General features: G+C 74.1%; 17 protein-coding genes. 7 read left to right on the plus strand and 10 right to left on the minus strand.

Annotated elements, in window-relative coordinates; all coding sequences use genetic code 11:
• From ABT297_RS35845 to ABT297_RS35860, 4 genes are all read left to right on the plus strand, one after another.
• Window positions 1–912: outer membrane protein assembly factor BamB family protein (locus tag ABT297_RS35845; RefSeq protein ID WP_350556935.1), on the plus strand; the 912-nt coding region annotated here is incomplete at its 5' end.
• The gene (locus tag ABT297_RS35850) at window positions 909–2,285 is read left to right on the plus strand and encodes an outer membrane protein assembly factor BamB family protein (RefSeq protein ID WP_350556936.1); all 1,377 of its coding nucleotides are present in this window, start codon (window positions 909–911) and stop codon (window positions 2,283–2,285) included. The genes ABT297_RS35845 and ABT297_RS35850, both read left to right, overlap by 4 nt.
• Window positions 2,286–2,412: 127 nt before the next feature.
• Complete coding sequence (locus tag ABT297_RS35855; protein WP_350556937.1) at window positions 2,413–3,078, plus strand: response regulator transcription factor; 666 nt, start codon at window positions 2,413–2,415, stop codon at window positions 3,076–3,078.
• A 10-nt stretch (window positions 3,079–3,088) separates the two neighbouring features.
• Window positions 3,089–4,294, plus strand: coding sequence for a sensor histidine kinase (locus tag ABT297_RS35860; RefSeq protein WP_350556938.1), 1,206 nt, complete (start codon window positions 3,089–3,091; stop codon window positions 4,292–4,294).
• Window positions 4,295–4,401: 107 nt separating this feature from the next.
• Here the strand turns inward: ABT297_RS35860 and ABT297_RS35865 are convergent, their stop codons facing one another.
• From ABT297_RS35865 to ABT297_RS35890, 6 genes are all read right to left on the minus strand, one after another.
• On the minus strand, window positions 4,402–5,376 hold the full coding sequence (locus ABT297_RS35865) for an asparaginase (protein WP_350556939.1): 975 nt from the start codon (window positions 5,374–5,376) through the stop codon (window positions 4,402–4,404).
• A complete protein-coding gene (locus ABT297_RS35870; protein ID WP_350556940.1) occupies window positions 5,373–6,137 on the minus strand; it encodes a Clp protease N-terminal domain-containing protein in 765 nt (254 codons plus the stop codon). The genes ABT297_RS35865 and ABT297_RS35870 overlap by 4 nt, the downstream gene beginning before the upstream one ends.
• A gap of 32 nt (window positions 6,138–6,169) precedes the next feature.
• Complete coding sequence (locus tag ABT297_RS35875; RefSeq protein ID WP_350556941.1) at window positions 6,170–7,282, minus strand: peptidoglycan DD-metalloendopeptidase family protein; 1,113 nt, start codon at window positions 7,280–7,282, stop codon at window positions 6,170–6,172.
• 107 nt (window positions 7,283–7,389) lie between these two features.
• Entirely contained in the window at window positions 7,390–9,477 is a 2,088-nt protein-coding gene (locus ABT297_RS35880) for a 3-hydroxyacyl-CoA dehydrogenase NAD-binding domain-containing protein (RefSeq protein ID WP_350556942.1), read from the minus strand.
• Window positions 9,474–10,667, minus strand: a complete 1,194-nt coding sequence (locus tag ABT297_RS35885) for a thiolase family protein (RefSeq protein ID WP_350556943.1) — start codon at window positions 10,665–10,667, stop codon at window positions 9,474–9,476. The genes ABT297_RS35880 and ABT297_RS35885 overlap by 4 nt, the downstream gene beginning before the upstream one ends.
• A 134-nt stretch (window positions 10,668–10,801) precedes the next feature.
• Window positions 10,802–12,055, minus strand: a complete 1,254-nt coding sequence (locus ABT297_RS35890; RefSeq protein ID WP_350556965.1) for an HRDC domain-containing protein — start codon at window positions 12,053–12,055, stop codon at window positions 10,802–10,804.
• Window positions 12,056–12,491: 436 nt separating this feature from the next.
• On the opposite strand from ABT297_RS35890, the gene ABT297_RS35895 reads away from it, so the two are divergent.
• Both ABT297_RS35895 and ABT297_RS35900 read left to right on the plus strand, forming a co-directional pair.
• A complete protein-coding gene (locus ABT297_RS35895; protein WP_350556944.1) occupies window positions 12,492–13,484 on the plus strand; it encodes a S1C family serine protease in 993 nt (330 codons plus the stop codon).
• Window positions 13,485–13,610: 126 nt separating this feature from the next.
• Window positions 13,611–14,429 (plus strand): hypothetical protein, encoded by an 819-nt coding sequence (locus ABT297_RS35900; RefSeq protein ID WP_350556945.1) that lies wholly within the window; start codon window positions 13,611–13,613, stop codon window positions 14,427–14,429.
• 99 nt (window positions 14,430–14,528) lie between these two features.
• Here ABT297_RS35900 and hemE read toward each other — a convergent pair whose 3' ends face one another.
• Window positions 14,529–15,545 carry a uroporphyrinogen decarboxylase gene (gene hemE, locus ABT297_RS35905; RefSeq protein ID WP_350556946.1) on the minus strand — a complete coding sequence of 339 codons (1,017 nt, stop codon included), beginning with the start codon at window positions 15,543–15,545 and terminating at the stop codon, window positions 14,529–14,531.
• Between the two features lie 80 nt (window positions 15,546–15,625).
• Between hemE and ABT297_RS35910 the strand changes: the two genes are divergently transcribed.
• The gene (locus ABT297_RS35910) at window positions 15,626–16,177 is read left to right on the plus strand and encodes a DUF3000 domain-containing protein (protein WP_350556947.1); all 552 of its coding nucleotides are present in this window, start codon (window positions 15,626–15,628) and stop codon (window positions 16,175–16,177) included.
• Window positions 16,178–16,215: 38 nt separating this feature from the next.
• On the opposite strand, the gene hemQ is transcribed toward ABT297_RS35910, so the two are convergent.
• The 3 genes from hemQ to ABT297_RS35925 form a co-directional block, all read right to left on the minus strand.
• Window positions 16,216–16,911, minus strand: coding sequence for a hydrogen peroxide-dependent heme synthase (gene hemQ / locus ABT297_RS35915; RefSeq protein WP_350556948.1), 696 nt, complete (start codon window positions 16,909–16,911; stop codon window positions 16,216–16,218).
• A gap of 4 nt (window positions 16,912–16,915) precedes the next feature.
• On the minus strand, window positions 16,916–18,268 hold the full coding sequence (gene hemG, locus ABT297_RS35920) for a protoporphyrinogen oxidase (RefSeq protein ID WP_350556949.1): 1,353 nt from the start codon (window positions 18,266–18,268) through the stop codon (window positions 16,916–16,918).
• A 79-nt stretch (window positions 18,269–18,347) separates the two neighbouring features.
• On the minus strand, window positions 18,348–18,992 hold the full coding sequence (locus ABT297_RS35925) for a dihydrofolate reductase family protein (RefSeq protein WP_350556950.1): 645 nt from the start codon (window positions 18,990–18,992) through the stop codon (window positions 18,348–18,350).
• Window positions 18,993–19,247: the final 255 nt, after the last annotated feature.

Consider the following 19,247-nt stretch of genomic DNA (forward strand, 5'->3'; position numbering starts at 1 on the left):
TCCGATCTCGTCGCCGGGGGGGTGGACGGGGGGGCGCCCGGCGGACGTATCTCCCTGCCGGCCCCGGCCGCCCCCGCGGGGGGGGCCGGCGGGGCCGGCGGCGGCGAGCCGCCGGCCCCGCTGGCCGAGGCCCCGCTGGTCGCCGTCGACGAGCGCACCGGCGCGGCGGCGTGGACGGTGACCGTGCCGGCCGGGGCGAGGGTCGAGCTGCGCGAGCTCGACGGCGGCGGAGGCCGGCTGGAGTCGCTGACCCAGCTCGGCCCGGACGGCGTGCTGCAGACGCACGACCTGGCCACCGGCGCGGTCATACGCCGGGAGCGGCTGGACCGGTCCGGCCCGGTGTACGACTACACGACCAGCGCCGCGCAGGTGGTCGTCGCCACGGCGGCCAGGCAGGCCACCGTCGGCGCCTACGAGCGGGGCACCGGGCGGCTGCTGTGGCAGGGTGACGTCGCGTTCTACACGCCCCTGTTCGCCTGCGCGCCCGGGCGCTGGTGCGGCGCCGACGGGCAGGGCCTGTGGGCCTACGACGCGGGCACCGGCGAGCAGGTTTGGCGCGTCGCGGAGTACAAAAACGTATTCGGGCTGACCGGCGACATCGTCGTCCTCGGCGGGCTGGGCACGTCCGCGGCGCCGTCGCACGAGCCGGTGGTGCTCGCGGTCGACGGGCGCACCGGCGCGGTGCGGCACCGCCTCGGCGGCTGGTACACGTGGGGCTTCGGCCGGACGGTCTTCGTGACGTGGCCGGACCCAGATCGCCGCGACGCGCTCGTCGGGGTCTACGACCCGAGCTCCGGCGGGGTCGCCGTGCTCGGACGCGTCCCCACGTACCACGGGATGAGGTGCGTCACCGGGGCGGGCGTCGTCGCCTGTACCGCCGGCGGCACCCTGACCGTGTGGAGGCGGCCGTGACCGGGTCCGAGCCGGTCGTCATCGACCTCGGACTGGCTGGGCCGTGGGCGCCGCCGGACACGCCGCGGCCGCGACGCCGCGCGGGTGCGGGGACGCGCCTGGTCGCGCTGCTGCTCGTCGCCGCGCTCGCCGCGGGGCTGCCGGTCGCCGACGCGGCCGCGGGCGGGCCGGTGCTGCACGTCGGGCTCGGGGTCTTCAACGCGGCCCTGGGCGGGGGGCGGCTGTTCGTCATGCGGTCCATGGGGGAGGGCCCCCACCGGCTCGACGCCCACGACGCGGCCGGGGGCGCCGTGCTGTGGAGCACCGAGCTGGAGGACGGCCAGCAGCTCGCCTTCGCCGACGCGGGCGTGGTGGTGCTGACCAGCGAGTACGGCGATCACGCCCCGGCGACGAGCGCCGTGGTGGTGCGCGACGCGCGCACCGGCGCCGAGCTGTGGCGCCGCGGCGGGGCGGGCATGGCCGGCACGACCGAAGGCCGGCTGCTCCTGAGGGACCTCAGCGGGTACCGGTCGTGGACCGACCTGAAGCCGCTCCTGCCGGGCAGCTGGCTGGCCGTCGACCCGCACACCGGCGAGGTGGCGTGGACGCTGAGCGTGCCGGCCGGCTCGCAGATCTCCTACGGCCGCGACCACCGCGACCCGTACTGGCTGAGCTCACTCAGCGTGCTGGACCCGGACGGCACGCTGCGCGTGTACGACCCGGTCTCCGGGGCGCTCGCCCGCACCTACCGGATCGAGCGCTCGGACGCCGTCGAATACTTCGAACTCGGCGACGAGGGGGCCGGGGGCATGTCGCAGCCCGGAGCGCGCGCCGGGCAGGTCGCCGTCGTCCGCACCCTCGGGTCCGGCGCCGACGTGTTCGACCTGAACACCGGCCGGCGGCTGTGGCAGGTGGACAGCCAGCGGTACGCGGCGCTCACCGGCTGTGCGCCGGGGCGCTGGTGCGTCCGCGACGGCAACGGGCTGGCGGCTCTCGACGCGGGCACCGGCGAGCGGGTGTGGCGCGTCGAGACGTACGACCTGATCTTCGGCGGCGCCGGGGGCTACCTGGTGCTCGGCCGCCTCGGCACGAACGGGTCTCCGCGGCCGGACCTGCTGGTCGTCGACGGGCGCACCGGCGCGCCACGGCACCGCCTCGACGGCTGGCACGCCATCCAGGCGCGCGGCGGGCGGGTCGTGGTGTGGCGGCGCGACGAGCGGCAGCGGGTCACCGTGGTCGGGCTGCTCGACCCGGTGTCCGGGCGGATCGCGGTCTTCGGCCGGAGCGAGACCTGGGCCAGTCAGCCGGCGTGCGTCACCGGTGGCGGCGTCGTCGCCTGCGGCGTGGTCGGAGATCTGACTGTCTGGAGGCTGCCGGTGATCGCGGGCGGCTAGGTATGCCCGTGGCGGTTGCCCGGGTAGCTACATTGGCTCGAACGGTGCTTTCACGGGGACTTCACGTCCCCGGCACGAGACTGGCTCGGATCTGGGCTCGGGTGCGACTCGGCTTGAGGGGTGAAGCGTGCGCGTGTTGGTGATCGAGGACGAGGCGAACCTCGCCGACGCGATCGTGCGGGGACTGCGGCGGCAGGGCATGGCCGTCGACGTCGCATACGACGGGACGAGCGGGCACGAGATGGCGATGGTCACCCGCTACGACGTCGTGGTGCTCGATCGGGACCTGCCGGGCGTGCACGGCGACGAGATCTGCGCCGACCTGGTCGCCTCGGGCGCGCTGACCCGGGTGCTGATGCTGACCGCCAGCGGCAGCGTCGCCGACCGGGTCGAGGGGCTGCAGATCGGCGCCGACGACTACCTGCCGAAGCCGTTCGCGTTCGACGAGCTCGTCGCCCGGGTGCAGGCGCTGGGCCGGCGGGCCACCCCGGCCGCGCCGCCGGTGCTCACCATCGGCGACCTGGAGCTCGACCAGGCCAAGCGGGTCGCCACCCGCGGCGGGCAGCCGCTGGACCTGACCCGCAAGGAGTTCGGCCTACTGGAGGAGCTGCTCAAGGCCCGCGGCGCGGTGGTGTCCAGCGAGGAGCTGCTGGAGCGGGTCTGGGACGCCAACGCCGACCCGTTCACCACCACCGTGCGGGTGACGATGATGACCCTGCGCAAGAAGCTCGGCGAGCCGGCGCTCATCGAGACCGTCGTCGGCGCCGGGTACCGGACCAGAACACCCCGGTGAGGCCCGACCGATGACCATCTACGACGCGCGCCGCGCCGCCGTGTTCCGCCCCACGCTGCGGCTGCGGCTCACGCTGCTCAACGGCATCCTGCTCGTCGGGGCCGGGCTGGTGCTGGTCGTGCTCGCCTACATCCTCGTCGACGGCGCGCTGAAGCCCGCCGACCAGCTGCAGCCCGGCACCCGGGTGGTGCTGGAGAACGGCACCGAGGTCGACGCGCACACCTGGCAGACCGAGCTCGTCGACTCCGCCGAGTGGGAGCTGCTCACCCGCGGCAGCCTGGCGCTGCTGCTCATCGGCGCGGTCGGGGTCGCCGGCGCCTACGTCGTGGCCGGGCGGGCGCTGCGGCCGCTGCAGAAGGTCACCAGCACCGCCCAGCGGCTGTCCGGCGAGTCGCTCGACGCCCGGATCAACTACGACGGCGCCGACGACGAGGTCTCGGAGCTGGCGAAGACCTTCGACGCGATGCTGGACCGGATCACGGCGGCGTTCGAGACGCAGAAGCGGTTCGTCGCCAACGCCTCGCACGAGCTGCGCACCCCGCTCGCCGTGATGCGCACCGAGGTCGACGTGACCCTCGACGACCCCGAGGCCGACGTCGAGGAGTACCGGCGGATGGCGACCGTGGTCCGCGACGCCTCCATGCGCGCCAACGCGCTCGTGGAGTCGCTGCTGCTGCTCGCCCGCACCGAGGCGCAGGCCGGCCGGCGCCTCGGCCGCAAGGTGAGCACCGATCTGGCCACCGGGGTCACCGTGGCGCTGTCGGCGATGGGCAAGGAGATCCAGCGGCTCAACCTCGGCGTCAGCACCGAGTTGACCCCGGCCAACGTGGTCGGCGACCCGGGCCTGCTGGAGCGGCTGGCCGGCAACCTCATCGAGAACGCGGTCCGCTACAACCACCTCGCCGGGCGCATCTGGGTGCGCACCGGCACCGACGACACCCTCGCCTGGCTCGTCGTGGGCAACACCGGCTTCGAGGTCGAGCCGGCCGATCTGCCGGCGCTGTTCGAGCCGTTCCGCCGCGGCGGGCGGGAGCGCACCGGGGCCCGTGGCACCGGGCTTGGCCTGTCGATCGTGCGGGCGGTCTGCGAGGCGCACGGCGGCGGGGTCAGCGCGGTCGCGCTGGAGGGCGGCGGCCTCGAGGTCACCGTGTCGCTGCCCGCCGCCGCGGTCACCCCGGTGCTCAGCGGCACGGCGGCGGTGCGGCCCGCGGCCTGACGCGGGCTATCGCTTTCCGCGGAGTTCGGTTCGTTCAGAGCCGGTCGAAGTAGTCGCGGGCGGCCGCGCCGCCGCCCGCGCCGAGGGCGACCATGAGTTCGGTTCGTTCAGAGCCGGTCGAAGTAGTCGCGGACGGCCGCGACGCCGCCCGCGCCGAGGGCGACCATGAGGGCGGCGCGGGCCTTGGCGGGGGCGAGGCCGCGGGCACCGATCGCGCCGACGCCGCCGGCCAGGCCGGTGCCGAGCGGCAGCGCGTCGAGAGAGACCGGGCGGGTGCGGCACCGGGAGGCGACGACCACCGGGATGTCCCACTCGGTGAGGTCGCTGATGGTGGCCAGCAGCGAGGCCGGCACGTTGAACATGCCGGTGCCCTCCAGCACCACGCCGTGCGCCCCGGCGTCGACCACGGCGGTGAGCAGCCCCCCGTCGATGCCCGGATACGTCTTGATCAGGGCGACGTCGGTCTCCGGGTCGCCGCGCGGGTCAGGCGGGCGCGGCGGCGGGGCGGCGAGCAGCTCGACCCCCTCGCCGGCCTTGCCGCCGGTCACGCGGCCGAGCAGCGGGTGCGGCGCGGAGGAGAACGCGGCCACGCCGGCGGCGTCGGCCAGGGTGACCCAGCGGGCCGCGTGCAGCTCGTCGTTGAGGCAGGCGACCGCGCCGGCCCCGGCGAGCGCGGGGTCGGCGGCGGCGGCGATCGCCGCGGCGAGGTTGCGCGGCCCGTCGCTGGACAGCTCGTCGAGAGCCCGGGTCGCGCCGGTGAGCACGATCGTGCCCCGCGCGGCGGCCGGCCCGGCGAGCAGGTCGGCGAGGTACGCGGTCTCCTCCAGGGTGTCGGTGCCGTGCGTGACGACGACGCCGTCGAAGCCGTCCTCGGCGATCGCGGCGCGGGCCCGGCGCGCGAGGGCGAGCATCGTGCCCGGGGTCATGTCCCAGCCGGGCTCGGCGAGGACGTCCTCGACGGCGACGTCCGCGGCGAGCCGGTCGGCCGGGATCGTGGCGAGCAGCTCCGCGCCGGCGGCGACGGATCCGTGCCCCTGCGCGATCGTGTCCTTGGTGGCCAGCAGCAGCACGCGCCGTGTCATGCGGTGTCCCGCCGCTCCTGCTGGTCCTGCCGGTCCCGCCGTTCCAGGCGCTCGATGCGCTCCGTCAGCGCGGTGAGCGCCGCCATGACGGGGTCGGCGGCGGGCGGGCCGGCCTGGGCGGCGGCCTGGGTGGCCCGCAGGTGCACGTATCCGGCCAGGGCGGCGGCGACCGCCCGGCGGGTCAGGCGCAGCTCGGCGCCGAGCGAGCGCAGCAGCCGGCCGCCCGCGCCGTCGGGCTCGGCGACGAGCCCGAGCAGCAGGTGCTCGCAGCCGACGTAGTTGTGCCCGAGCGCGGTCGCCTCGGTGACCGCCAGCTCGAGAGCGCCGGCGGCCGGGGCGGTGAAGTGCCGCGCGGCGTCGGCGCCGCCGGCCTCGGCGAGCGGCTGGTCGGCGAGCTCGCGCACGATCCGGTCCGGCTCGATCTCCATCGCCCGCAGCACGTGCAGGGCCAGGTTGCCACCCTCGGCGACGAGGCCGTCGAGCACGTGCCCGGTGCCGACCGCGGCGTCGCCGGCCGCGCCGGCCGGGTCGGCGGCTCGGTCGGCGGCCAGGCGCAGCGCGGTGCGCGCCCGCGCGGTGAAGCCGGGCAGCCGCGCGGCGAGGGCGGCGTCGTCGAGGTCGCCGAGGACGGTCTCGCGGATCGCGGTGATCCGCCGCACCGCCTGCTCCAGGGCGCGCTGGCAGACGGCGGAGACGGGCACGCCGGCCTCCCGGACGGCCTCGGCCAGCTCGTCGGGAAGGTACACGTTGATTTTTGGCATACCCCCTGTATACCCCCATGGGGGTTACATGTCTAGCCGATGGGGGCGCCGTGCGCGCGCATGAACGGCAGCGGGTCGATCGCGTTGCCCGGTGACGTCGGCGGGGTGTTCACGTGGACCTCGAAGTGCAGGTGCGGCGCGGAGGAGTTGCCGGAGCTGCCGACGTATCCGATGACCTGCCCGGCGGCGACCTTCTGGCCGGGTGGCACGACGCCGCGGCGGACCATGTGGCAGTACAGGGTGGAGATCCCGTCGGCGTGCTGCAGCTTCACGTACCAGCCGCAGCCGCGGATGGACGCGCTGCCGGGCTGGTCGCAGCTGTGCCCGGCCTCGATGTTGCAGGTCACCTCGACGACGGTGCCCGCGGCGGCGGCCTGGATCGGGGTACCGACGAAGCTCATGATGTCGACGCCGACGTGGTTGGGGTTGGTCGGCGTGCGGAAGCCCGGCCGCGCGGTGAACCCGGGCAGCGGGCTCACCCACGGGCCGGCCCCGGCTCCCGGCGCGGGCGCGGCCGGGGCGGCGGTGCAGGCGGGTGGGGTCGCCTCGCGGCGCACGTAGGCGTCGGACACGTAGACGCCGCTGGTCAGCCGGTCCCACATGTCGGTGGAGCGCACCGCGCCGGCGATCGACTCGCCGCGCAGCTGGCACACGATCGACAGCGGCGTGCCGTTGCTCAGCGTGCCGAGCACCTGCGCGGTGCGGGCCGGGCCGCTGCGGGTCCGCAGCGGGGTCGCCCCGGACGCCACGGTGCCCGGGATGGCCGCGGTGGCCGGGGCGGTCGGGGTGGCCGGGGCCGCGGGGGCGGCCGGCGCCGCCGTCGCCTGGGCACAAGCCGGGATTTGTACCCCGGGTGCCCGCCGGACCCACGCGTCGCTGACGTAGGCGCCGTCGGTGAGCCGGTTCCACTGGTCGGTGACGCGCACCGGACCCTGGTTGATGAGCTGGCCCTTGATCTGGCAGTCGATCTCGACCGTGGCGCCGTGGGGCAGGGTGCGCAGCGACGTGGTCCACACGGCCGCGCCGGCCCGCACGTTCAGCGGGCGCTTGGGTGAGACGACCGTGGCCGTTGTGGCGGCGTGAGCGCTGACCGGGGGTGTCAGTACGGCGGCGACGGCGGCGAGGACGATGATCGTTTTGCGCATGGTGCACCCCCGGGGCGAGCTGGTTCGTGCGCTCGGGCCGGGGGGACCACGAACCCCGCCAACGCTAGGCGCGGGCGGGGTCCGGGATCCGATTTATCGGGACATTGTCACTCTCTCGGGGCGTTTGCCGCGCCTTCCGGCAGGAACCGCGCGCCCGTGACCCGTTCCGAGATACCCTCCCGGTCCAGGTACGGGGTGACGCCGCCGAGGTGGAACGGCCACCCGGCGCCCAGGATCATGCACAGGTCGATGTCGCGTGGGTCGGCGACGACGCCCTCGTCGAGCATGAGCCGGATCTCGCGGGCGAGGGCCTCGGTCGCCTCGGCCCGCAGCTGCTCGGCGGTCGACGGGGAGTCGCCGACCTCGAGCAGGGCGACGACCTCGGGGTCGGGGTTGCCCTCGGCGTCGGTGAAGCCGCGCTTGCCCGCCCCGACGACCCTGGCGAGGTTGGCCGAGACGCCGAAGCGGTCCGGGAACGCGTGGTGCAGGGTCTCCGCCACGTGGTGCGCGACGGCCGGCCCGACCATGCTCAGCAGCGCCATCGGGCGCATCGGCAGGCCGAGCGGGTCGAGCGCGGCGTCGGCGTCGGCGATTGGCGTGCCGTTGTCGACGGCGGCGGTGACCACGCCGAGGAAGCGGGTCAGCAGCCGGTTGACCACGAACGCCGGGGCGTCCTTGACCAGTACCGAGGACTTCTTCAGCGCCTTGCCGACGGCGAAGGCGGTGGCGAGGGTGGCGTCGTCGGTCTGCGCCGCCCGCACGATCTCCAGCAGCGGCATCATCGCGACCGGGTTGAAGAAGTGCAGCCCGACGACCCGTTCCGGGTGGGCGAGCTCGGCGGCCTGCTCGGTGACCGACAGCGACGAGGTGTTGGTGGCCAGCACGCAGTCGTCGCGGACGATCGCCTCGACCTCGGCCCACACCTGCTTCTTGACCTTGAGGTCCTCGAACACGGCCTCGAGCACGAGGTCTGCGTCGGCGAAGGCGGCCTTGTCGACCGAGCCGCCGACGAGGCCCCGGTACTTCGCCGCCTTGCCGGCGTCGAGGCGCCCCTTCGACACGAGCTTGTCGATCTCGGCGTGGACGTAGCCGACGCCCTTGTCGACGCGCTCCTGGTCGAGGTCGGTGAGCACCACCGGTACCTCGAGCCGGCGCACGAACAGCAGCGCCAGCTGGGAGGCCATGAGGCCGGCGCCGACGATGCCGACCTTGGTGACGTCGCGGGCCAGGCCGGCGTCCGGCGCGCCCGCGGGCCGCTTCGCGCGCCGCTGCACCAGGTCGAACGCGTAGAGGCTGGCCCGGGCCTGGTCGCCCATGATCAGGTCGGCGAGGGCCTCGTCCTCGGCCGCGGTGCCGTCGGAGAACGTCGCGTCCTTGGCCAGCGCCAGCAGCTCGAGCGCCCGGTTGGCGCTGTTGACCGCGCCGTGCAGCCGCTCGTCGAGCTGGTGCCTGGCGAAGTACAGCACGCCGTCCCACATGTCCCGGTCGATCTCCGGCCGGGTGACGGTGATCTCGCCGTCCACCACGCCCTCGGCCCAGGCCAGGGAGTGCTCCAGGTAGTCGGCGGGCTCGAAGATCGCGTCGGCGATGCCGAGCTCGTGCGCCTGGGCCGGCCTGAGCTGCTTCTGGGTGAGCGGGTTCTGCAGGATGACCTGCGCGGCCGGGGCGATGCCGATGAGGTTTGGCAGCAGCTGCGTGCCGCCCCAGCCGGGCACCAGGCCGATCGCGACCTCGGGCAGGGCGAGGGCCGCGGCGCCGGAGGAGACGGTCCGGTAGTGGCAGTGCAGCGCCACCTCCAGCCCGCCGCCCATCGCCGCGCCGTTGATGAACGCGAACGTCGGCACGGCCGAGTCGCGCAGCTTGCGGAAGACGCGGTGACCGTACCGGCCGAGCTCCAGCGCCTGCTCTCGCCTGGTCAGCAGCGGCATGCCGGTGATGTCGGCGCCGACGCAGAAGATGTACGGCTTGCCGGTCAGCGCGATGAACTTCGGCGCCGCGGCGACCGCCTCGTCGATCGCGGCCTCCAGGGAGGCCAGGCCGGCCGGGCCGAACGAGTTGGGCTTGGTGTGGTCGAAGCCGTTGTCGAGCGTGATGAGCGCGGCCCGCTCGCGGCCGGGCAGGGTGATGAAGCGCAGCAGCGCCCTGGTCACGACCTCGTTCGGGTTTGTCAGCGTCCCGGCATCCGTGGTGGTCACTTGCCGCCCTCCCAGTTGGGGTTCTCCCAGATCACCGACGCGCCCATGCCGATGCCGACGCACATGGCGGTGAGGCCGTAGCGCACGTCGGGCCGCTCGGCGAACTGCCGCGACAGCTGCGTCATGAGCCGCACGCCCGAGGAGGCGAGCGGGTGGCCGACGGCGATCGCGCCGCCCCACTGGTTGACCCGCGGGTCGTCGTCGGCGATGCCGAAGTGGTCGAGGAACGCCAGCACCTGCACGGCGAAGGCCTCGTTGAGCTCGAACAGGCCGATGTCGTCGATGGTGAGCCCGGCCAGGCGCAGCGCCTTCTCGGTGGAGGGCACCGGGCCGTAGCCCATGACCTCGGGCTCGACGCCGACGAAGCCGTAGGACACCAGTCGCATGCCGACCGGCAGGCCCAGCTCGCGGGCCACGTCCTCGGCGGCGATGATCGCGGCGGTCGCGCCGTCGTTGAGGCCGGCCGCGTTGCCCGCGGTGACCCGGCCGTGCGGGCGGAACGGCGTCTTGAGCGTGGCGAGCTTCTCCAGGCTGGTCTCGCGGGGCGCCTCGTCGACGGTGGCCAGGCCCCAGCCCGCCTCCGGGTCGCGGGTGGCCACGCTGACCAGGTCCGGCTGCAGCTTGCCGGCGGCGTACGCGGCGGCGGTCCGCACCTGCGAGGCGTAGCCGAACCGGTCGGCCCGCTCCCTGGTGATGCCGGGCAGCCGGTCGTGCAGGTTTTCCGCGGTCGAGCCCATGACCAGCGCGGACGGGTCGACGAGCTTCTCCGCGAGGATGCGCGGGTTGGGGTCGACGCCCTCGCCCATCGGGTGGCGGCCCATGTGCTCGACGCCGCCGGCGATGGCCACGTCGTAGGCGCCGAACGCGATGCCGCCGGCGACGGTGGTGACCGCCGTCAGCGCGCCCGCGCACATGCGGTCGATCGCGTAGCCGGGCACGCTCTTGGGCAGCCCGGCCAGCAGGGCGGCGGTGCGCCCGATGGTCAGGCCCTGGTCGCCGGTCTGCGTGGTGGCGGCGATGGCGACCTCGTCGACGCGCTCCGGCGGCAGCTGCGGGTTGCGCCGCAGCAGCTCCCGGACGCAGCGGATGACGAGGTCATCGGCTCGGGTGTTGGCATACATCCCACCGGCCTTGCCGAACGGGGTGCGCACGCCGTCGACGAAGACGACGTCGCGGACAGCACGGGGCACGGGAGTCCTCCTAGCAACGAGTTACCGGCAATGTTACTCGCCGGTAAGTCGCCCGGTGCTGTGAACCCCTTCACGACGTCATGATGGTGATTACAGGGCGTTCGTCCCTTTTTCGATGTGTTTGTCGGTCAGTGTCACGGTGCCGGTTTCAACGCGCTCGTCAGTCCCGGTGTCACCAGCGCCACCTGCCACGGGCGCGCCCCGTAGCCGGAGAGCACCGCGGCGACGGCGTCCTCCGTGAGCTCCTCGGGCGGCGACCAGGCCAGGCGGCGTACCGAATCCGGGGTTATCAGGTTTTCCGGGGGCAGCTGGTGCGCGGACGCCAGCCCGGTCACCAGCTCCCGGCACCTGGCCAGGCGCCCCGCGGCGACCGGGTCGCGCTCCGCCCACCGGTGCGGCGGGGGCGGCCCCTCAGACGGCGGGGTCGTGGGCAGCTCCCGGTCCGGCAGCGCGCGGGCGTCGGACAGTGCGCTCAGCCACGTCGGGGCGAGCCGGCGCACCGAGCGCCCGCCGAACCCGGCCAGGGCCAGCAGCGACCGCTCGTCCTTCGGGTCGGCCTCGGCGGCGGCGATGATCGCGGCGTCGGCGAGGACCCGGCCGGGGCTCGCGTCGCGGCGCTGGGCGATCTCGTCCCGAGCCGTCCACAGCGCCCGCACGCGGGCCAGGGCGCGGGCGCCGCGCACCCGGTGGATGCCTGAGGTGCGCCGCCACGGGTCGGCGCGCACCCGCGGCGGGTCGCCGGCGGAGGCGACCAGCGCGGCGAACTCCTGCGCCGCCCAATCGGTCTTGCCCTGCCGGGCCAGCTCCTCGGCGAGCGTGTCGCGCAGCTGCAGCAGCAGCTCGACGTCCAGGGCCGCGTAGGTCAGCCAGGCCGGCGGCAGCGGCCGCGTCGACCAGTCCGCCGCGGAATGGTGTTTCTCCAGGGTGTACCCCAGCAGCGACTCCGTCAGCGCCGCCAGCCCGACCCGCTCGAACCCGCACAGCCGGGCCGCGAGCTCGGTGTCGAACAGCCGGGTGGGGCGCAGCCCGAGCTCGGTCAGGCACGGCAGGTCCTGGCTCGCAGCGTGCAGGATCCACTCGGTGGGGGAGATCACCTCGTCGAGCTCCGGCAGCTGGCCGAACGGCAGCGGGTCGATCAGCACGGTTCCGGAGCCGGCGCGGCGCAGCTGCACCAGGTACGCGCGGTGGGTATACCGGTAGCCGGAGGCGCGCTCGGCGTCCACGGCCACCGGGCCGGTGCCTTTGGCGAACCGTTCGACGGCGCGCGCCAGCTCGGCCCGGTCCGCGATCGGCTCCGGGGTCCCGTCTAGGGGGGCGGTCAACAGGACGGGCTCGGTCTTTGCGTCCGGATTGTCCGGACTGTCTGGCTCCTCGTCCCGACGCCGCAGGGGGGGTTCGTCGGTCACGCGACAACCGTACGTTGCGCCATAGGTCCCTCGGTGCAGCCGGTCCGGCGCGTCGGCGTTCTTGGGATCTCCGGGGTGCGTTCGGGGCGCGGCACGGGACGGACAGACAGGGGTGGTTGCCGGTACGGTTCGCGTGCGTGGGCGACCGGATGTGTCGCGTGGTTGCCTCGGAGGTCGCGGGGCTTGTGCAGGCGGTCTAGGGTGATGGCCGTGTCGCCGGACGACCTCCCGCTGAGGTGCACGTGTCCGTCGAAACGGGTCGAACCGTGACAGGAAGGAAACGAGAAGCATGACGGCCGGGTATGACCCCTCCAACCCGGTGGCTTCCGGCAGTTCCGATTCGTATGACCACGGCCACCCGCGCCAAGCGGCCGGCAACGGTGACGACCCGGAACGACGCGGCCCACTTCCTCCCAGGATGACCTCGACCGGCTCGTTCCCGGCGGTCACCGGTACCATCCCCACGGCCGCCATCCCCGCAGTTGCCACTCCGGCCGCCACCGTCAGCGGCCCCGCGCCGACCGGCTCGATCCCGCCGCAGCAGGCCGCCCCGCAGCCGACCGGCTCCTGGCCCCTGCCGGTGCCGTCGGCGCCGCCGATGCCGCCGCACAGCGTGCCGCCCGCGCCGGCCGCCACCCGCCGCAGCCCGCTCGGCGCGATCGCCATGGTGCTCGCGATCCTGCTGCTGATCGTCGTGGGCGTGCAGGCCGCCTTCATCGTCGACCTGGAGAAGCGGGTCGAGCGGGCCGACGCCGCCGCCAAGACCGCGCAGGCCGGCGACGCCTCCCGGCTCAAGGCCCTCGAGGACCGTGCCGACAAGCTCGAGCAGAAGACCGGCAGCAGCCTCGACGCCGCCGAGGTCGCCGCGAGCGTGCGCCCCAGCGTGTTCCGGGTCGCCACCAAATACGCCACCGGCACCGGCTTCGCCCTCGGCAAGGCCCCCGCCGGCGGCGGCACCGACCTGATCACCAACTACCACGTGGTCGCCGAGTCCTACCAGAGGGGCGAGAAGAACGTCAGCCTGGAGCGCACCGACCAGCGCTTCCCCGCCAAGATCGTCGAGGTCCACCCCGACAAGGATCTCGCCGTGCTGCGCACCGACGAGGAGTTCACGCGCCTCGTGCCCGCCTCGGCCGTGCCGAAGGTCGGCGAGCCGGTCCTCGTCATCGGCTCCCCGCTCGGCCTCGAGGACACCGTCACCACCGGCGTCGTGAGCGCCTTCCGCACCCTCGGCGGCGAGTCCCTGATGCAGTTCGACGCGGCCATCAACCCCGGCAACTCCGGCGGCCCCGTGTTCAACGCCAAGAAGGAGGTCGTGGGCGTCGCCACGCTCAAGGCCCAGCAGGCCGAGGGCATCGGCCTCGCCATCCCGATCTCCGTGGTGTGCGACACCGTCCCGAGCGTCTGCTGATCCCCTCGCCGCACGAGTCCATCCGTCCCGGCCCCGCCGGGGTGCTTCACAGCCGGCGCAACCCGGAGCGCCGGCCGTATGACCCCCGCCGGGGCGCTGCCCGGCCGGGACCACCAGGAGGAAGATGTGACATACCCCGGTAGCCCACAGGGGAACCCGAACGAGGGATACGGCTACCCCAACCCCAACGCTCCGGCCGGTGCGTACCCGCCCCCGGCCCCGGGTTACGGCGAGCAGCCGGCGCCCCAGTACGGCCAGCCCGTGCCGCAGCAGCCCCAGCCGGTGCACGACCAGAGCACCACGCAGCTGCCGACCTACGGCGAGGCCTCCTACAGCCTCGACCCGTCGGTCTCCGCGCCGCCCACGTCCCCGGTCCACCAGCCGGTGCCGCCCATGGCCGCGCCCCCCATGTCCGCGCCGCCCATGTCGGGCCCGCCGATGTCCGGCCCGCCAACCGCGTACGGACCGGTCTCGGGCCCGCCGATCGTCGGCTTGCCCGGCCAGCCGACGGCCTACCCGCCGATCGAGCCCCCGAAGAAGCGCGGCGTGGCGGTCCCGCTGCTGGCCAGCCTGCTCGCGCTGGCGGTCATCGCCGCGGGCGTCTTCGTCGGCCTGTACGTCGACAAGTCGAACAAGCTCACCAGCTCGGAGACCCAGTCGGCCCAGCGCCAGACATCCCTGGACACGTCCAACAAGGACCTCGAGCAGACCCGCAGCGACCTGAAGGCCAAGGCCGACGAGCTCACGAAGTCCCAGCAGGACCTGCGCGGCACCCAGGCCGACAGCACGGAGGCCAAGCGCCAGCGCGATGTCGTCGGCAAGTGCCTGACGCTGCTGTTGGACGCGCTGGCGGCCGCCTACGAGAACGACAAGGCCACCTACCAGAGCAAGTTCAAGGAGGCGGACAAGCCCTGCAATGAGGCGCGGGTGATCCTCGGGATCTGACGCGGCACGCGCCAACGCTTCGGCTCCAAGTGATCAGGGCCGGCCCCCGAGCGGGTGCCGGCCCTGATCCATGTCGGCAGGGTCGCGCGCCGGTGACGGTCAGGTCGAGTGGATCAAGTCCACCAGGCGCGTGAGGATGTCCGGGTCGGTCTCCGGGAGCACGCCGTGGCCCAGGTTGAAGATGTGGGCATGGGCCTTCGTGCCCTCGGCCAGCACGCGGCGGGCCTCCTGCTCGACGACCTCCCACGGGGCCAGCAGGACGCACGGGTCCAGGTTGCCCTGCAGGGCCTTGCCGGGGACCCGGCCGGCGGCCACGTCCAGGGGCGTGCGCCAGTCCACGCCGACGACGTCGGCGCCGGCCTCGGCCATGGCGGGCAGCAGCTCCGCGGTACCGACGCCGAAATGGATCTTCGGGATCTTCCCGACGATGCCGTCGAGGACCGCCCGCGAGTGGGGGAGGACGTAGCGGCGGTAGTCGGCCTCCGACAGGGCGCCGGCCCAGGAGTCGAACAGCTGGATCGCATCGACGCCGGCGTCGATCTGGACCTGCAGGAACGTGCGGGTGATGTCCGCCAGCGCGGCGCACAGGGCGTGCCAGACGTCGGGTGCGCCGTACATCAGGGCCTTGGTCTTGGCGTGGTGGCGGGACGGACCGCCCTCCACGAGGTAGCTGGCCAGGGTGAACGGCGCGCCGGCGAAGCCGATCAGGGCCGTGCGGTCCAGCTCGGCCAGCAGCAGGCGGATCGCCTCGGCGATGAAGCCCACGGCGGCCGGGTCCAGCTCGCGGATCTCCTCGACGTCGGCCATCGTGCGCACCGGGTTCGCCACCACGGGGCCCGTGCCGGCGACGATGTCCAGGTCGATGCCGGCGGCCTGCAGCGGCACCACGATGTCGCTGAACAGGATCGCGGCGTCCACCCCGTGCCGGCGTACCGGCTGGAGGGTGATCTCGCAGACGAGGTCGGGCCGGCGGCAGGATTCCAGCATCCCGATGCCGGCGCGCAGCGCGCGGTATTCGGGCAGGGATCGGCCCGCCTGGCGCATGAACCAGACCGGGGCGTGCGGTACGGCCTCGCCGCGCGCGGCGCGTAGCAACAGCTTCGTCGTGTCGTCCATAGCGACCCCATCGTTTCACTCAGTGTGCGGCGGCGGCGCGGCGGCACCCCCTGCGCTTGTTTCGGTCTTAGTCTTCCGTTATGGCGCCATCTACCGCGACTCCGCCCACATTCACCCGGGCGGTGGAGGAGCTGCGCGCCGTGACCACCCGGCCGGAGATCACGCTCGAGGAGGTCCCGGCCCCGCAGCGGCTGGCACCGTACGCCCACGCGATCAGCGGCACGGTCCTGCGCCACGGCGACGAGGTGGCCACCGGCCGGCTGATCCTGCTGCACGACCCCGCCGGCCACGAGGCGTGGGACGGCACGATGCGACTTGTGACGTACGTGACGGCCGAACTCGAGGCGGAGCTGGCCACCGACCCGCTCCTGCCGGGCGTGGGCTGGAGCTGGCTGGTGGACGCGCTGGACGGCCACAGCGCGGCGTACACGGCGATCGGCGGCACTGTCACACAGACCATGTCCACCCGCTTCGGCGATCTGGCCGGCCCCCCGGCCGCGGCGGACATCGAGATCCGCGCCTCGTGGACCCCGACCGACGACGACATGCAGGCACACGTGCACGCCTGGTGCGCCCTGCTCGCGTCGACCGCCGGCCTCCCCCCGCCGGGCGTGACGGCCCTGCACTCCTGACCGCCGGCCCCCTCAGCCGCGGCGGGGCCCGCCGGTGACTACGGGAGGTTCGCCACCAGGTCGGCGATGTCGCGGCGGCGGCCGGTGTAGAAGGGGACCTCCTCGCGTACGTGGCGGCGGGCCCGGGAGGCGCGCAGCTCACGCATCAGATCGACGATGCGGTGCAGCTCGTCGGCCTCGAAGGCCAGCATCCACTCGTAGTCGCCCAGGGCGAAGCTCGCCACGGTGTTGGCGCGCACGTCCGGGAAGCCGCGGGCCTGCTGGCCGTGCTCGGCGAGCATCCCGCGGCGCTCCTCGTCCGGCAGCAGGTACCACTCGTACGAGCGCACGAACGGGTAGACGCACACCCACTCGCGGGCGTGCTCGTCGGCCAGGAACGCGGGGACGTGGCTCTTGTTGAACTCCGCCGGGCGGTGCAGCGCCATCTGCGACCAAACGGGTTCCATGCGCCGGCCGACGTCGGTGCGGCGGAACCCGGCGTACGCCTCCTGGAGGGCCTCGGCGCTCGGCGCGTGCCACCAGATCATGAGGTCGGCGTCGGCGCGCAGGCCGGCCACGTCGTACGTGCCGCGCACCACGACGTCCTTGGCGGCCAGGTCGGCGAGGAACGCGGCCACCTGGGTCGCGTCCCGGTCGTCCGCGCCGTACGGGGTGGCGAGCCGGAAGACCGACCACATGGTGTACCGAATGGTGTCGTTGAGCTCGCGGATGCGTGCGGCGTTCGTGGTCGTCATGTGCCTATCCTTCCAGCTTCGCGAGCACCGCCTCGGCGGCGGTGCGGCCGGACGTGACGCACGCCGGAATGCCGACGCCGTCGTAGGCCGCGCCGGCCACGGCGATCGCCGGGTGCGCGTCGAGGCCTTCGCGCAGCGTGCTCACCCGGTCTCGATGATGCGGCTGGTACTGCGGGAGCGCCCCGCCCCAGCGGAAGACGCCCCGGTCGAGCTCGTCCGGCAGCGCGTCCACGCCGATGAGCCGCGCGACCTCGCGGCGCACGACCTCGACCAGGGCGCCGTCGGTGCGCCGCAGTTGCTCCTCGTCGCCGAAGCGGCCCACGGAGGCGCGCAGCACGGTCACGCCGGGGCGTCGCAGGTGCGCCCACTTGCGGTCGAAGAACGTGACGGCCTTGACCGCCAGGCCCTCCGTCGCCGGCACCAGGAACCCGGACAGGTCGGGCAGCTTCGTTTCCGGCAGTGCCAGGGCGACGAGGGCGACACTGGCATATTCCAGCCGCAGCGGCTCGACGCCCTCGACGCCGGCGAGCAGCCGGGCGGCTGGCGCGGCCGGCACGGCGAGGACCAGGCCGTCGGCGTCGAGGGTCTCGGCGTCGCGGGTTGAGCCGAGCGTGAGCCGCCAGCCGCCGCCCTGGCGGTGCACGGCGCGCACGGTGACGCCACTGCGCACGTCCGGCAGGGTCGCGGCGACCGCGTCGACGAGCCGGCTCATGCCGCCCTCGATCGTGCCGAACACGGGGGCGCCCGGAGTGCGCCGGCTCGCGGCGACTGCCTCCGCGAGCGCGCCGGTCAGCGTGGGCTCGCGCTCGGCCGCGGCCGCGAGCGCGGGCAGTGCCATCCGCAGTGACAGACGGTCCGCGCGGCCGGCGTAGACCCCGCCCAGCAGGGGATCGACGAAATGGTCGACGACGGCGTCGCCGCGGCGCGGGCGGACCAGCCCGCCGACCGTGACGTCGCCGCCCGGGGGCAGCAGGGGAGAGTCGGACGGCACATCGAGTACGGAATCCGGGGCTTTGAAAGGAATGCCCATCAGGGTGCCCGACGGGAGGTCGCGCAGGCCGCCGTCCAGGGCGACGGCCGCGCGCGCCGGTCCCGGGTGGACCACCGCGGAGGCCAGGCCGACCTCCTCGGCCAGCCGCAGTGCCGCGCTCGGCCCGCCCGCCGGGTCGCCGACCAGGAACGACTCCGCGCCGCGCTCCACCTGGCCGCCGGCCAGGGTGCCGGTGGACAGCTTGCCGCCGGGCCGGTCCCGCTGGTCGAGCACGACCACGTCGAGCCCCGGGCGCAGTGTGCGCAACCGGTGCGCCGCGGCCAGCCCGGCAATGCCCCCGCCGACGACCACGACGCGCAGTGTCATGACCGCAAGTCTATTGCCGCGGAACGGGCGGCGAACGAGTGGCAGTGATCACGGGGGCGGCTCACGGCATCGGGCGGCTTCAGCCGTCGCGCCTGGCACCGCGATCGGGTGCGCTCATCTCCCCCGTCTCGGGCGTGCCGTCGGCGAGCCCGTAGCGCAGGTACACAGTGCCCTTCGGACCGGCCACCGGCGGTTCGAGGAGCGTGATGTTCGTGGGCACCGCGCCACCGTCGAACACCTTCTTCCCGACGCCGAGCACGATCGGGTGCACCCAGAGGTCGAGCCGGTCGAAGAGCTTCTCGCGCAGGAGGGTCTGCACCAGGTTCAGGCTCCCGACGACCTTCACGTGCTCGTGCCGGTCACGGATCTCGCGCACCGCGCCGGCCAGATCCGGGCCGAGCCGCGTGGACCCGGCCCACGAGAGGTCGGGCCTGCCGCGGGAGGCCACGTACTTCGGGACGCTGTTGAAGAGCGTGGCGATCTCGTTGTCCTGGCCGCCCTCCTGGTGCGGCCAGTAGGCGGCGAAGATGTCATACGTCCGACGGCCGAGCAGGAGGGCGTCCGTGCCCTCGTACGCGGCGCCGACCTGTGCCCCGGTGACCTCGTCCACCAGGGGCGCCTGCCAGCCGCCGAACGGGAACCCCACCGGGTCCTCGTCGCGGCCGCCGGGCGACTGCCCGACGAGGTCGAGGGTTGCGAACAGCTCGATGTGGATGAGGCCCATGCCTGACTCCCCGATGAGTTGGTTGTCTCGGCCGGGGGCAGACCTGCGGGCGCCGGCAGGCTCATCATCGCCGTGACGGCAACGGCTTGCCCGCTCTGTGCCGGTCCCACCCCGTCCGTGGTCAGCGTCCTTGCGACGCCCGGCAGCAGGGCTCGGTAGGCATGCCGTGCGCCATGATCCGGGCCCGCACGTCCGATTCCTCGAACCGCACATGCCGAACTCACGATAGATCACAGGCCGGTTCCCGGCCGGCCC

Origin of the sequence: Dactylosporangium sp. NPDC000555 (assembly GCF_040300025.1) — a bacterium.
Taxonomy (GTDB): Bacteria; Actinomycetota; Actinomycetes; order Mycobacteriales; family Micromonosporaceae; genus Dactylosporangium.

What these genes read in the sequence shown, in the direction of transcription:
- ABT297_RS35860 (WP_350556938.1), top strand. Translation starts at nt 3,089, where the DNA reads ATGACCATCTACGACGCGCGCCGCGCCGCCGTGTTCCGCCCCACGCTG.
- ABT297_RS35865 (WP_350556939.1), bottom strand. Translation starts at nt 5,376, where the DNA reads ATGACACGGCGCGTGCTGCTGCTGGCCACCAAGGACACGATCGCGCAG.
- ABT297_RS35870 (WP_350556940.1), bottom strand. Translation starts at nt 6,137, where the DNA reads ATGCCAAAAATCAACGTGTACCTTCCCGACGAGCTGGCCGAGGCCGTC.
- ABT297_RS35875 (WP_350556941.1), bottom strand. Translation starts at nt 7,282, where the DNA reads ATGCGCAAAACGATCATCGTCCTCGCCGCCGTCGCCGCCGTACTGACA.
- ABT297_RS35895 (WP_350556944.1), top strand. Translation starts at nt 12,492, where the DNA reads ATGACCTCGACCGGCTCGTTCCCGGCGGTCACCGGTACCATCCCCACG.
- hemE (WP_350556946.1), bottom strand. Translation starts at nt 15,545, where the DNA reads ATGGACGACACGACGAAGCTGTTGCTACGCGCCGCGCGCGGCGAGGCC.
- ABT297_RS35910 (WP_350556947.1), top strand. Translation starts at nt 15,626, where the DNA reads ATGGCGCCATCTACCGCGACTCCGCCCACATTCACCCGGGCGGTGGAG.
- hemQ (WP_350556948.1), bottom strand. Translation starts at nt 16,911, where the DNA reads ATGACGACCACGAACGCCGCACGCATCCGCGAGCTCAACGACACCATT.
- hemG (WP_350556949.1), bottom strand. Translation starts at nt 18,268, where the DNA reads ATGACACTGCGCGTCGTGGTCGTCGGCGGGGGCATTGCCGGGCTGGCC.
- ABT297_RS35925 (WP_350556950.1), bottom strand. Translation starts at nt 18,992, where the DNA reads ATGGGCCTCATCCACATCGAGCTGTTCGCAACCCTCGACCTCGTCGGG.